Origin of the sequence: Chryseolinea lacunae (genome assembly GCF_016735595.1) — a bacterium.
Classification (GTDB): Bacteria; Bacteroidota; Bacteroidia; order Cytophagales; family Cyclobacteriaceae; genus Chryseolinea; species Chryseolinea lacunae.
Map to the genome: position 1 here is coordinate 33,231 of NZ_JAERRB010000001.1, position 12,193 is coordinate 45,423.

Consider the following 12,193-nt stretch of genomic DNA (forward strand, 5'->3'; position numbering starts at 1 on the left):
GGTGTGGGCATGCGGTGTGAGCGGTGCGGGAGTGGGTGTGAAGTGTGGGTATTGTAAAATATAAAACTTTCAAAAGCAACGCCCCAGCCACCCACGTCACATCCTCACTCAAGTCAAACGCAGTTTTAGGTGGTCTACCTGATTGGGTGTGTGGTGTAGCGTCTCCGATCGGGAGCGGGTTGAGTTGACTCACACACCACACTCCCAATTACGCACTCACACTCACACACTCCCCACACAACATGCCCACACCTCTCTCAGCATATTGCCATCAGGGCCTAAGCCTGTCTTTGGCCTGGTCATGGCATGTGCGGGCAGGGTTAAGCCCTGATGGCAATATGCGGGGCCCCGCGGCCCTTGAGCGGGCTATGAAATGCGCAAAAAAACCAACAAGAAAAACCCTTCTATTCCACCGAAAAAACTCATCCCTCCAACAGCAAAAGCAAATCATCCAACGTATTCGCTTCCCGAGCACCCTTATCCTTCCGCCAGCGATATATCCGCGGAAACCTCAACGCAATCCCCGACTTGTGTCGCGAAGACTTCGCAATCCCTTCAAACGCAATCTCAAACACCAACTCCGCTTTAACACTCCGCACAGGCCCAAAGCGCTCAAGCGTATTCGCCTTCACCCATCGGTCCACTTCACGAATCTCTTCATCGGTCAACCCGCTATAGGCCTTGGTGAATGGCACCAGCTGATCTCCCTGCCACACTGCAAAAGTATAGTCCGTAAAAAGGTTAGCGCGGCGACCATGCCCGTTCATGGCATAGATCATCACAGCATCTACCGTGAACGGATCAATCTTCCACTTCCACCAGTCTCCACGCCGTCGGCCGTCGCGATACACCGAGTTTTTCCGCTTCAGCATAATGCCCTCACTCAAAAACTCGCGCGAGCGCATCCGCTCGCGCCGCAGGTCTTCCCATGTTTCAAACGCCACCACCGGCGACAGTTGAAACACCGGATGATTTTTGGAGGCAAGTGTTTCCAGCAATGCTCGTCTTTCCGTGAGTGGCCACTCGCGAATATCTTTCCCCTCCCACTCCAACACATCATAGGTCACAAACGCCACGGGCACTTCGTTCAGAATTTTTGGAGTAATTGTTTTTCGGCCGATGCGCGTTTGCAGTTGATTAAACGAAAGCGGCATGCCGTTTTTGAACGGCAGTATTTCACCATCCAGCACAGTGCCATCGGGCAACAAGTCTATGAAGGCCGCATACTCCGGATATTTGTCGGTCACCAGTTCTTCGCCGCGCGACCACACAAACAGTTCGCGTTGGCGCACAATGATCTGGCCGCGAATGCCGTCCCACTTTCGTTCGGCCTGCCAGTCGGCGGGGTCGCCCAGGGCTTCTGCGGTGTCGTCGAGGGCGTAGGCGAGATAGAAGGGATAGGGGCGCGAAATGTCCTGGGTGTCTTCGGCCAGCACCAGGTCTTCGAACGTGCTGGTTTCGGGCAGCCAGTTGCCCATGAGGCGGTGGGCCACTACATTCTCTTTCACGTGTGCATATTTCGCCAGCGCCTTCACCATCAGCGACTGCGACACGCCAACGCGAAAGCTACCGGTAATCAGTTTGTTGAACACAAAGCGGTCCACCACGTCAAGCCGTTGCCAGGCCCACACAATCTTTTCTTTCTTCGCTGCAATGTCGAGGGGTTCGAGGCTTTTTATAAAATTTATCCAGTAGGTCAGCGTCTCGTCCGACTGTTCTTCTGGTGCAGGCAGCACCAGCGAAATGGTTTCGGCGAGGTCGCCCACTACGCTATACGATTCGTCAAACAACCAGGCGGGCAGGCCTGCACGTTCGGCGGCCCATTCGCGCAGCAGGGTGGCGCTCACGGTGCGGCGGGGGCGGCGGTGCGAAAGAATGGCCATGGTCCAGATGCGGTCTTGCGGGGCGGCCTTTTCGAAATACGAAACCAGCGCCTTTATCTTGTCGAGCGTTTTGGTGGTTTGATCCAGTTCGGTGAAGAGTTGGGCAAAGCGTTTCATTCTTCTGCGGTTTTGTCTTCCACACCTGCCGATGCTTCGGCCACTTCGCCCAGCTCGCCTTCATATTGTGTTTTCACTTCGCGGGCCACTTTGCCATTTCCGTTCAGCCACTGCGCAAAAATTTCGGAATAGCCGTGCGTCACAAACACATGCTCGGCGCCGGTTTCGTTCACGGCCTGGTTCAGCTCGCGCCAGTCGCAATGGTCAGACAACACAAAGCCGCGGTCGGCTCCTCTTCTGCGCCGTGCACCACGCAAGCCCATCCACCCCGACGCAATGCCCAGCGAGTAGGGCTCGAACTTGCGCAGCCACGCCGACCCTATTGCCGACGGCGGACACACCACCAGGGCGCCTTCAAAATCTTTTCGTTTCATGTCGGGCGTCACGCGTGTGGTGGGTGGAAGTGCCAACCCTTGTGCACGCAAAATGGCCGTCACGTTTTCGATGGCGCCATGCACCAGAATTTTTCCGATGCCCGCATCAACGTTCTTCAAAATGCGCTGACTTTTCCCCAACGAATAGCCCGCCACAATCGAGACCTTGCCTTCTTCCTGGTTCTTGCGCCACCATGCATTCATATCGTCAAACACCTCTTGCTGAGGCTTCCAGTTGTAGATGGGCAAACCGAATGTAGACTCGGTAATGAACGTGTGGCACTTCACCGGCTCAAACGGTTCGGAGATGTTGTCGTGCTGAAGTTTATAGTCGCCCGTGAACACCCACACTTCGCCGCGATGCTCCACGCGAATTTGTGCCGAGCCGGGAATGTGGCCCGCGGGGTGAAACGAAAACTGCACGCCGTGAATGAGAATTTTTTCACCAAACGAAACCTGCTGCACATTGTCGGTGAGGCTTAGCCGGTATTTAATGACGGGCGCTGCCGCCGCGGTGCACAGATAGTGTTCATGTCCAAACCGCGCGTGGTCGGCATGACCGTGTGTGATCAATGCCTTCTTCACCGGCTGCCACGGATCGAGATATACGTCGGCGGCGGGGCAGTAAATTCCTTTGGCCGTAAAATCAAGCAATCCCATGGGCAATCGTTTTAGTCATGTCTCTTCACTAAACACAACCGATCCGCAAAAGGATACGACCGATTCAAAAATAAATTCAGTAGGTGAGCCACGTCACCTTCGTGGCCTTTCCGGTTTCCACCACCGAAATAATGATGAGGTTGTTATAGGCTGAGTCGTCAAACTCTGCAAACTGCTCCTTGCCAATCAACCGGTTGGCCATGCGCGGCACGGTGTTGGAGTGGCCACACACCACCAGGGTGCCGCCGACATGTTTCTTCACCAGGTTGTCTATCTCGTCGGCCTTCTTCGGATCGTAGAGCTGCACCGCCACGTTCTTTGCTTTGGCCAGGGGCATCACGGTGTTTTGCGTGCGCTTGAAGGGCGTGGCATAGACACCATCAATGTCGCTGTGTTGCAGCACCTCGGCCAGGTGGGCGGCGCGCGCCGTGCCTTCCGGTTTCAGTTCGGGGTCGTCAGAACCGTCGGCCACTTTTTCGGCGTGGCGCACCAGAATCACCGTGGTGATTTTTTGTTGGGCCATGGCCACCGGCGACAGGGCCAGTGCGCACAACAGCATGATCATATTTTTCAGCATGCCTCGCTAAGGGTTATGTTTTTGTTGGATGGCTTTTGGAATGTTGCACGGGGTGGTGCGGCGTGTATCGGCCAGGTGGAAAATTTTCCAGCCGTCTTTTCCTTTGTGCAATTGAAACGCATCCACACCACAGTGGCTAAAGGTGTTGCCGAGATAGAAGGCATAGTCGCACCACACCTGTGCAAGGTCTCCATCCAGCTGCACCTTCTCATCCCATATTTCTTCATACCAGGTTTGCGGATGAGGTGTGCCAATGGCGTTGAGGAATGGCTGAACAGACGCTTCGCGTTGCAGCACGGGTGCGCCGGCTTTGTCGCGCTTCACGGTGGCCAACGTCACGCTGCTGGCAAACGTGGCGTGGGCCATGGCACTGTCTCCTTTTTGCATGGCGGTGAAGAGCTGCGCAATCACGTCGCCCGGAGTGGGCCCGGCGGGTGTCTGTTGAGCGTTCACGCCCAGGGTGCCGAGCAACAGGCTGGCGACGAAGAGGGTGTGTTTTGTCATACGGGTTTGGGGTTCATTAGCGGTTCGGGTCGCCGTGGCCGCGAGGCCCGAAGCAAGGGTTGTGGCCCCTGCACCTTTTGGCACCGGCATGCTAAATATGGAGAATAGTTTATTAATTTTAGACTCGACATTTTCCGAATCATGATTCCAAACGTCCGCTGTTCGTTCTTTTTTGCCTTGTTCCTGTCCATGTCAGCCTTTGGTCAGAAAATCGACAGCCTTGAGGCTGTGCTCGACACGGCCAAAAACGATCATAAAGTTAAGACGCTCAACGAATTGTTCCGGGCCAACCTGCGCACCGATCCCGTCAAGGCCCTGGGCTACACCCGCGAGGCCCTGAACCTGGCCACCGAAATCGGCGACAAAAAAGGGATGGCCGCGTCCTACAACAACCTCGGCATCATCTACCGCAACCAGGGCGCGCTCGACAAGGCGCTTGACTACTACATCACCTCCCTCAAAATCTACGAAGCGCTCAACAACCAGGAGGGCATTGCCTCCACCAAAAACAACATCTCCACCATCTATTCCATCAAGAAAGACTATGGCCAGGCCATGAAATACCTGGAAGAATCATACGATCTTTTTGTGACCCTGAAAGACGAACGCAGAATCATCGGCTCCATGAACAACCTGGGCAATCTCAACATCGAGATCCAGCTCTACGAAAAGGCCATGAAGTATTTCTCGCAGGCGTCGCAGCTCAGCGAAAAGCTCGGCATCAAGTTCGCCGATCCGCTCAGCAACATGGGCAACATCTATTTCAAGCAGAGCAACTTTCCACGCGCCATCGAATTCTACGAGAAGGCACTGGCCATTGAACGCGAAAACGACAACCGGTTGGGCATGCTCAGCATCCTCACCAACCTGGGCATCACCTACGCCAAAGCCAAACAGCCCGCACCCGCACAACGCTATCTCGACGAGGCCACCACCCTGTGCGAACAACTGCAAGCCTATTCGTTTTTGCCATCCCTCTATAAAGCTCAAGCCGAAAACGCCTCCACCCAAAACAACTGGAAGGTAGCCTACGACATGATGCTGAAATATGACGATGCCCGCGAGAAAATCTATGGCGAAGAAAGCTCGCGCAACATCGCGCAAATGGAAATGGTGATCGACTTTCAGGAGAAGGAAAAGGAATACGACATGCAGCGTCAGCAGTCAGAAATCACCAAGCTTGAGCTTCACAACACGCGCCTGTTTGTGTTGCTCATCATCCTGGCCATTCTCGGCATTCTGGGCGCGCTCAATTTCTTCTACGTAAAGAAAAAAGCCCGTCGCAAAAAGTAATTCACCAGGCCTGGCCGTTTCCCGGGTTGGATGAGGATGCGCGTGCTGCCGGTTTTCGGAGGCTTCACATCACCATCACAACAACCATCGTCGCGATAGTGGCCAGATCCTGTGGGCGGCGAACATTAACACGGGTTAAATCGATTGCAGACAAACGGCAGAAAGAAGCGTTCGTTCACTAATAATTAATGCGAATTTCTTTCACGAATTCACCTCAACATATACCTTTGTCGAGTAAACAATCTACTCACATGTTTCATCAATTCATCGGAGACGGCGCCAACATTTTCATCGCCATCGTAGCGGTTCTCGTAGGATTTGCCACAGCCCTCGGCTATGTCGACTTTATTAAGACTAAAAAGGCCGGCAAGAAGGATTAATATACACTGCAAGCAATACCAATAAAAAAGCCTTGGCAGTTCACATGTCAAGGCTTTTTTGTTAAGAGCGGTGTTTATCCTGTGCAGCAGGCTTTAATAGGGCGATTTGTAACGACTTTGCCATGCTTCCCACTTTTCGGTTTTGTAGTGGCCTTCGCCAATAAACTGGGCCATCATGTGAAACTCCGGAGCCTTGCGGTAGCCGGGCAACGGTTGCAGCATGTTAAACTCTTCGTCCAGAAAAACCACCGTGGGGTAGCTCAGCTGATTGTTGAGCAGCGCCGCCGCCAGCTGATGATAGCCATTCTGGCCGCTGGGCACAAACTTGAAGGTGTTGCCCTTAAACACAATGTCTTCGTGTTGCTCGGCATTAAATTTCACGGCATAAAACTTCTCGTTCAGCAACTTGGCCACCTGCGGATCGCTGAACGTGTTCTTGTCCATCACCTTGCACCAGCCGCACCAGTCGGTATATACATCAATAAAGATCGGCCGCTTTTCGGCTTTCGACTTCTTCAACGCTTCCTCAAACGACATCCACTTCACGGGATTTTCTTCCGGCGTTCTCAACGTCATGGCCGTGATGAGCAACACGCCGAGGGCTGCGGGAATCATTACCAGTAGTTTCTTCATGGTTTTATGTTTTTACCTGACTATCCTGATTTTAAACAAATCTACGGAGAAAAGAGGTTCGCCGCGTTTGTCTTAATCTTTTCCACCCACGGGTTCGTAACCTCCCCGACCAGCGGCAGTATTTAGTGTACGAATCGCCAATGCTTCATGTTCACAACCGAACAACATATTGCCCCAAAGCCCCCGAAAAACATCATAAAGCACGTTTTCGCGCTTGGCACACCATTGGCAAAGCCTTCCCGCGTGAAGCAACGATTTACCTATAAAGAACTTTCCATCCTGTTGGGCATTGTGGTGGCCATCATCATCGCCATCACCTGGTTTGCCACCCGACCCGAGCTCACCGCGTCGCTCACACAGAGGATGCCCCTTCCGCAAGGTCTTGCGCTTCGCGAATCCGTATTAAAAATTATTGTACAGGTGTTATTTTGACCGCTTGCGCGGCGCATCCTTCAGATCGAAGTAGTAGGTGTTGAGGTTAAACACCAGCGAGAACCGGTTGCGCGACACATTGTTAAGCTCCTCGCCCAGCGGAATGGAGTAGCCATAGAACAGGTTGGCAAACCCCAGAATAGACAGCCCTATTTTCGGCGTCGCCACCCAGGCATTGTGCACGCCCCCTTCGCCGCTGTGATCCATAAAATACGTAACGTCTGCTGCCACGCCAACTAGCCCGGCCGTGAACTCGTAGCCCACCTTCGGGCCAATCAATGCATTGTTGTCTTTAATGAAGAGGTCCACCGTGCAATAGGGACCTTTAGACACCAGCGTGAGCGGGTGTTTGTAGATGGAATGCCATTGTATGCCGATCTCTGCAAAGGCCCGGTCCTGAAAGCCGGCGCCAAGCTTGGGTATGAAGAGCGGCTTTGTCCAGTAGCGAACGAAAGGCCTGTTGCTGGTGGTGTCGTTGGTTTGCGCGAAGAGACCGGTAGCCCCTAAGAGACAGATGCCACACAAAAATCCCCGCCAAATTCTACTCCCTGTACGCATAGTAGTGCAATATAACCTCAATTGCCCGCTTAATGGCTTCATTGATGGGGAAAAATTCGCGTGTCAACTCAAAATCAATCGCATGCAGTTGCATGTAGAATTGATTCATCACCGGCACCGGCTCCCCTGCCGCCACGTTGGCTTCGGCCTTCAGGAAATTTTCGGTTTGTTCTGTTTTAATGATCTGACAAGTCACCAGTTCGCGTGTGCCATATTTGTTGGTGCGCGCCGAGTAGCCAAACAACCGGCAGATGAGACCGCGGTGTTTATACTCGCTGCAAAGACCGGCGCCGGCCTGGGTTGGATTCAGGATGTGGCATAGGGCAGCATCCGACCCGTTGATTTTGTCGAGCCACTCAAACGCCAGGTTGTTGGTGTAGAGATAGTGAGCAAAGGGAAGAAACTCCAGAATGGTGGCTTCAATGTCGGGCTTGAAACAGCATTTGCCACAGCCCCACCCGCAGTGCAATGCCGTGGCGGTTTGAAAGGACGCAATCTCCTGGTCCAGTTTTTCAAAAACCTCTTCTACGGCCCGCACTTTTTCTAGCAACATGGGGCAAAATTAACACAAAGGGTCGGTTCTTTTTTGTTGCTTATTGATTTTCGGGCTTGCGCATAAACTTGTCGAGCGCCTTTCGGGCGGTGAAGCGCACCTTGTTTTTTACCACCGAGGTCCAGCCCAGAAACAAACCCGACGTCCCCAAGGCCTGCCGCGACCAGCGCCAGAAATCGAACGTGTCGTGGTGTCTGAAAATTTTGCCGTCCTTAAATTCGAACGCGGCATGAATGCGGTTGTGCACCTTGCGGCCTGTGCGTGAAAAAGTATACCACGCGTCCCATTGGCAACCGCCGCGTGTGCCGTCAGCCGTCACGTTGCTAAAGGTCACTTCAAGATCTTTCGACGAGGTAAGCAACATTTCCCACATCGCCTTCACTTCCTTGCTGGAAAGCCCCTCAAACACAGGGTCCGAAAACGTAGCCTCCGGATGATAGAGCTCCTGCATGGTCACATAGTCCTTGTTGCGAAAGGCGGTGTAGAATTGGCTAATCAGGTTTTCGTGTGGGTGCATGGCGTGGCGAATGATGCCACAAGATAACGAAATCACGCCGACCATTTTCACACCCCGAAACACAAAAGCCCTCCCCTACTACACCACTGTAAAATACGCTAAGGTCGATGATACGTCACGATGTCTATGTTCACCCCGTTGGGATCGGTAATGGCAAAGTGGCGATCGCCCCACGGCTCGTCGCGCAGCGCAATGGCAATGGGAACACCCAGCGATTTTATGCGCGCATATTCCTTGTCCACCTGCTCGACCTCAATGGTCAGGTAAACTCCGGCGCCGGCAAACGCCGGTTGAAAGAGCGGTTGCTGCGAGGCGTGGTCTGGCAACAGAAAGCTGATCTCGGCCGTGTGTCCCGGCGTGTGCAGCAGGAGGTAGAATTCATTTTCGAAGGTCACACCAAAGTTCAGCACGCGGGTGTAGAATGTTTTCGATGCCTCGAGTTTGGGGGTCACAATTCCGGCGTTCAGTTTCATGGCAATGGGGTTTGATTGACTGCGGGCCGAGAAGGTCACCAGCAGGCTCGCCAGTCCAACCAGCAGGCCAATGATGAGCACGATTCGTTTCATAGTGGTCATGTCTGTTTTATTATTCAACACCCATCTGGATCATGGTCACATTTGCCGCGGGTGCATGCAAATCGGAGTTGATGTAGATTTCGCGGGTCGCGCCGTTGGGCTTCAGCTTGTTGTCGTGCATAAATTGGATGAGGCGGCCATAGGCATCGGGCAACGTTTGCCAGTTTCCTTCGTGCACCGTAACGGCGCTTTTGAAAGGCTCTGTGCGTTTGATATGGAAAACGCCGTCATAGTCAGCAGGAGCTTCCGAGATGGGCAAGGCCACCTCGAGGGTGAAAGGTTTGTCGGGCTCTCCGGTGAAACCAAAGTAGTGCCAGTGGATGGGACCGGTGATGAACAGCTTTTGTTTCACTGCTTCCTGGAAGAGCTCCTGCCCAACCGGAATGAACCGGCCAAGTTCGTTGAGGTGGGTTTCTGTTTTGAAGAACAGGAAGGTGGTGGGGGATATTTCTTTGAGTTGCATGATGGTTTTTTTTATAAAGGAAGGTGGGTGGGGTGACAGCCCTATGTCATCAGGAAAAAAAACTTTTTGTTTTTTTTGATTGAGCGGGTTGTGAGATAGAAAGTGGTTTTTCTTTTTGTTCGGTCGCATTTCATAGCTCCGCTCATGGCCGCGGGGGCCTCGCATGTTCCCATCAGGGCTAGATCCGATCCGCACATGCCATTGCCAGGCCAAAGATAGGATCAGGCCCTGATGGGAACATGCTGGAAGGGCGGTGTGGGTGGGTGGCCTGGGTGTGGGGTGTGAGGGTGTGGGGGGAGATTTTCGGCTTGATGCTTGGGTGGATGTTTGGTGGGAAGTTTTATTTTTAGGAATACGTGGAAAATCGGCCGTTGAGAATTCTGGGGGTGGTGATGAGGGGTTGGCCGGGGTAACTTGGACAAAACTCACGTTGACGAGTGACTGTTATGAATAGGGATCTTGACCTTCTTATCGCGAAATTAGAGGAAGAGCAGGCCAGTCTTGAGCGGCTGATAAAGGATGCTGTTGTTTGTGAAGAGTATTTGAGTGCCCACTACCACCGTGAGGCTCTTGAGCGCGTAGGCCGGCAACTTCACACATTAAGGGTTTTGGATGATCCCCTCTTTGACAGAAAGCAAATGCTGAAAGCTTTCATCCGCAGCAGCGGGAAACTGATCTCGCCTGGGGGCAACAACGTTGTTAGCGAGTATTTTAAAAACAAAATCCTGGAACATCACCGGGAACTAAAACACCTGGATGACCAAGGGAAACCAAACCGACCTGACAGTGAAATCGTGGATCAACATCTGCAACGCTTGATGCAGCGACTCCTAAAAGGTGTTCGGATTGTTCTTAAAGAAGGCGTATCGATAAACATTAGAAGATACAAAGCAGGTCTGAAGATGACCATACCTGGCCTGAGTGCTCTTCTGAAAGAAGACATCATTGCCAAGGACGACTTACCTTGCCTTGCGGGACTGGGATTCACAATCACAAAACGAGGTGATCAGTTAACGCTTGTTATCTCGATGGCCGACAGAGCCGCATTGTTGCAGCGCGCAAAAGCAATTCTCGCCATTGTCGCTTTAGACATCTTCAGTTCCAAGGATTTTAGAGGACAGAGTTACATTGAGGTTTTTTAGTAGCACCGTACAGACAAAAAAGCTAGCGCACCATATCGATCACATACACTCACCACACACTCACTCTCACACTTCCCACACCGGCACCCACACCATCTTCCAGCATATCCCCATCAGGCCTGATACGATCTTTGGCCTGGCAATGGCATGTGCGGATCGTATCTAGCCCTGATGGGGATATGCGAGGCCCAGCGGCCATGAGCGAAGCTATGAAATGCACAAAAAAAACACGCAAAACACCAACCTATCTCACCAAACCTTCAAACAGAATTCCTTCTTCGAACAGAAGCCCCCTCTACCCCCTCTCAAAATCCTCCACCTCCAACGCCTTCAACCCCTTCAAAAGCAACAACGAAACATCCCCAGGCTTCCCTGCCCCAATAACCCGATCGTTCACCTGAACAATCGGAACAATCCGCTTCGTTGTGCTGGTGAGAAACGCCTCCTTCGCACCATAAACATCCTCCAAAGAAACATCCCCTTCGCGCACACGCCATGGCTTACCATCGAGACTAAGAATATTCTTACGCGTAATCCCCCGAAGAACATTCCCCACGGGCGTTACCACCGTATTGTCATGCTTCACAATAAAAAAATTACACCGCGGAAATTCCGAAACTTTGCCATCGCGATGATAGAGCACATCCGCTGCCTGCTGCTGCATAATTTTCTCAATGAGCCAGATGCCCATCGAGTAGTTAATGGTCTTCACTGCTGGAATGTCCCGAACAAAATCGTGTGTAATAATTTTGACTCCTTGCTCCACCTGTGCCGGTGTGGGCAACGTGAGCGCTTGCTGTGTGAGCACAAGGTTTGGTTCAAACGGCTGGTAGCCATCGGGTGAGTAGCCGCCCGTAAGAATCATTTTTATGCCCGACGATGGCACATTGTTTTTGGCGATCAGCTCATGGATGATGGCGGTGAGCGCAGCCCGATCGCAGGGAACTTCCAGCCGCATCACCGCGGCCGATGCATAAAAGCGATCGAGGTAGTCGGAAAGAAAGTATGGATGCCCGTCCTGAATTTTGAAGAAGTCGAAGATACCGTAACCGCGCTGGATGGCGAGATCACTCACGTGGAGAACGGCCTTTTCGGCAGGCACAATTTCGCCACGAACAAAGATGTAGGGTGCTAGTGATGACATGACCGCAGAAAGTTCGTGCAAACCTCGCGAATAAAACAATCCTTTGATCGGGAAACTTCAGCACACCAACAATGGCTTTTGTCTGCTTTATAGTATTTCACCAAAGGAATCTGACACAACCCTAAAACTAAATACGCCCAGCCTCCATCCCATAGCTGAAACCGACATAGGAAAAACTGAATGCGAATGAATGATGATCCTTCCAATAAAAAAGATCGTCAGACGTTCTAGGTACCTTGATTGTTTAGGGGAGTTTTGGAGGGGGCGCCCCTCGTGATCCCAAACTTCGGAGACGCCGAAGCAAAAAAAATCCCGATCAACGTTTGTCGATCGGGATGCTGGTGGGCCTGCAGGGATTACTCGTACGCGCATAGCATGCCGCACGGCC

15 protein-coding genes are annotated in these 12,193 nt (G+C 52.5%); 4 read left to right on the forward strand and 11 right to left on the reverse strand.

The features are described 5' to 3' along the window. Positions 1–422 precede the first annotated feature (422 nt). The 4 genes from JI741_RS00110 to JI741_RS00125 form a co-directional block, all read right to left on the reverse strand. Positions 423–2,000 (reverse strand): ATP-dependent DNA ligase, encoded by a 1,578-nt coding sequence (locus tag JI741_RS00110; protein WP_202006573.1) that lies wholly within the window; start codon positions 1,998–2,000, stop codon positions 423–425. Beyond that, positions 1,997–3,034, reverse strand: a complete 1,038-nt coding sequence (locus JI741_RS00115; protein WP_202006574.1) for a ligase-associated DNA damage response exonuclease — start codon at positions 3,032–3,034, stop codon at positions 1,997–1,999. Before JI741_RS00115 ends, JI741_RS00110 begins: the two co-directional genes overlap by 4 nt. Before the next feature lie 76 nt (positions 3,035–3,110). Beyond that, entirely contained in the window at positions 3,111–3,611 is a 501-nt protein-coding gene (locus JI741_RS00120; RefSeq protein WP_202006575.1) for a SixA phosphatase family protein, read from the reverse strand. A gap of 6 nt (positions 3,612–3,617) precedes the next feature. After that, entirely contained in the window at positions 3,618–4,115 is a 498-nt protein-coding gene (locus tag JI741_RS00125) for a hypothetical protein (protein WP_202006576.1), read from the reverse strand. Positions 4,116–4,256: 141 nt separating this feature from the next. Between JI741_RS00125 and JI741_RS00130 the strand changes: the two genes are divergently transcribed. Continuing rightward, positions 4,257–5,408, forward strand: a complete 1,152-nt coding sequence (locus tag JI741_RS00130; protein WP_202006577.1) for a tetratricopeptide repeat protein — start codon at positions 4,257–4,259, stop codon at positions 5,406–5,408. Between the two features lie 251 nt (positions 5,409–5,659). Continuing rightward, complete coding sequence (locus tag JI741_RS32725; RefSeq protein WP_255534505.1) at positions 5,660–5,788, forward strand: hypothetical protein; 129 nt, start codon at positions 5,660–5,662, stop codon at positions 5,786–5,788. 93 nt (positions 5,789–5,881) lie between these two features. Here the strand turns inward: JI741_RS32725 and JI741_RS00135 are convergent, their stop codons facing one another. After that, on the reverse strand, positions 5,882–6,421 hold the full coding sequence (locus JI741_RS00135; RefSeq protein ID WP_202006578.1) for a thioredoxin family protein: 540 nt from the start codon (positions 6,419–6,421) through the stop codon (positions 5,882–5,884). A 243-nt stretch (positions 6,422–6,664) separates the two neighbouring features. Between JI741_RS00135 and JI741_RS00140 the strand changes: the two genes are divergently transcribed. After that, positions 6,665–6,853 (forward strand): hypothetical protein, encoded by a 189-nt coding sequence (locus JI741_RS00140; protein ID WP_202006579.1) that lies wholly within the window; start codon positions 6,665–6,667, stop codon positions 6,851–6,853. On the opposite strand, the gene JI741_RS00145 is transcribed toward JI741_RS00140, so the two are convergent. The 5 genes from JI741_RS00145 to JI741_RS00165 all read right to left on the reverse strand — a co-directional run bounded on the left by JI741_RS00145 (position 6,845) and on the right by JI741_RS00165 (position 9,519). Beyond that, the gene (locus JI741_RS00145) at positions 6,845–7,411 is read right to left on the reverse strand and encodes a hypothetical protein (protein WP_202006580.1); all 567 of its coding nucleotides are present in this window, start codon (positions 7,409–7,411) and stop codon (positions 6,845–6,847) included. The two genes, JI741_RS00140 and JI741_RS00145, sit on opposite strands and share 9 nt — an antisense overlap. Next, positions 7,395–7,964, reverse strand: a complete 570-nt coding sequence (locus JI741_RS00150; RefSeq protein ID WP_202006581.1) for a YkgJ family cysteine cluster protein — start codon at positions 7,962–7,964, stop codon at positions 7,395–7,397. Before JI741_RS00150 ends, JI741_RS00145 begins: the two co-directional genes overlap by 17 nt. Before the next feature lie 40 nt (positions 7,965–8,004). Further along, positions 8,005–8,517: a nuclear transport factor 2 family protein gene (locus tag JI741_RS00155; protein WP_369411706.1), complete on the reverse strand. Its 513-nt coding sequence runs from the start codon at positions 8,515–8,517 to the stop codon at positions 8,005–8,007. A 62-nt stretch (positions 8,518–8,579) separates the two neighbouring features. Continuing rightward, positions 8,580–9,047, reverse strand: a complete 468-nt coding sequence (locus JI741_RS00160; protein ID WP_202006582.1) for a VOC family protein — start codon at positions 9,045–9,047, stop codon at positions 8,580–8,582. 19 nt (positions 9,048–9,066) lie between these two features. After that, positions 9,067–9,519 (reverse strand): GyrI-like domain-containing protein, encoded by a 453-nt coding sequence (locus JI741_RS00165; RefSeq protein WP_202006583.1) that lies wholly within the window; start codon positions 9,517–9,519, stop codon positions 9,067–9,069. 446 nt (positions 9,520–9,965) lie between these two features. On the opposite strand from JI741_RS00165, the gene JI741_RS00170 reads away from it, so the two are divergent. Then, positions 9,966–10,661, forward strand: a complete 696-nt coding sequence (locus tag JI741_RS00170) for a hypothetical protein (RefSeq protein ID WP_202006584.1) — start codon at positions 9,966–9,968, stop codon at positions 10,659–10,661. A 295-nt stretch (positions 10,662–10,956) separates the two neighbouring features. Here the strand turns inward: JI741_RS00170 and JI741_RS00175 are convergent, their stop codons facing one another. After that, positions 10,957–11,805: an aminotransferase class IV gene (locus JI741_RS00175; RefSeq protein ID WP_202006585.1), complete on the reverse strand. Its 849-nt coding sequence runs from the start codon at positions 11,803–11,805 to the stop codon at positions 10,957–10,959. Between the last annotated feature and the right edge of the window lie 388 nt (positions 11,806–12,193).

What these genes read in the sequence shown, in the direction of transcription:
- JI741_RS00110 (WP_202006573.1), bottom strand. Translation starts at nt 2,000, where the DNA reads ATGAAACGCTTTGCCCAACTCTTCACCGAACTGGATCAAACCACCAAA.
- JI741_RS00115 (WP_202006574.1), bottom strand. Translation starts at nt 3,034, where the DNA reads ATGGGATTGCTTGATTTTACGGCCAAAGGAATTTACTGCCCCGCCGCC.
- JI741_RS00120 (WP_202006575.1), bottom strand. Translation starts at nt 3,611, where the DNA reads ATGCTGAAAAATATGATCATGCTGTTGTGCGCACTGGCCCTGTCGCCG.
- JI741_RS00125 (WP_202006576.1), bottom strand. Translation starts at nt 4,115, where the DNA reads ATGACAAAACACACCCTCTTCGTCGCCAGCCTGTTGCTCGGCACCCTG.
- JI741_RS00130 (WP_202006577.1), top strand. Translation starts at nt 4,257, where the DNA reads ATGATTCCAAACGTCCGCTGTTCGTTCTTTTTTGCCTTGTTCCTGTCC.
- JI741_RS32725 (WP_255534505.1), top strand. Translation starts at nt 5,660, where the DNA reads ATGTTTCATCAATTCATCGGAGACGGCGCCAACATTTTCATCGCCATC.
- JI741_RS00135 (WP_202006578.1), bottom strand. Translation starts at nt 6,421, where the DNA reads ATGAAGAAACTACTGGTAATGATTCCCGCAGCCCTCGGCGTGTTGCTC.
- JI741_RS00145 (WP_202006580.1), bottom strand. Translation starts at nt 7,411, where the DNA reads ATGCGTACAGGGAGTAGAATTTGGCGGGGATTTTTGTGTGGCATCTGT.
- JI741_RS00150 (WP_202006581.1), bottom strand. Translation starts at nt 7,964, where the DNA reads ATGTTGCTAGAAAAAGTGCGGGCCGTAGAAGAGGTTTTTGAAAAACTG.
- JI741_RS00160 (WP_202006582.1), bottom strand. Translation starts at nt 9,047, where the DNA reads ATGAAACGAATCGTGCTCATCATTGGCCTGCTGGTTGGACTGGCGAGC.
- JI741_RS00165 (WP_202006583.1), bottom strand. Translation starts at nt 9,519, where the DNA reads ATGCAACTCAAAGAAATATCCCCCACCACCTTCCTGTTCTTCAAAACA.
- JI741_RS00170 (WP_202006584.1), top strand. Translation starts at nt 9,966, where the DNA reads ATGAATAGGGATCTTGACCTTCTTATCGCGAAATTAGAGGAAGAGCAG.
- JI741_RS00175 (WP_202006585.1), bottom strand. Translation starts at nt 11,805, where the DNA reads ATGTCATCACTAGCACCCTACATCTTTGTTCGTGGCGAAATTGTGCCT.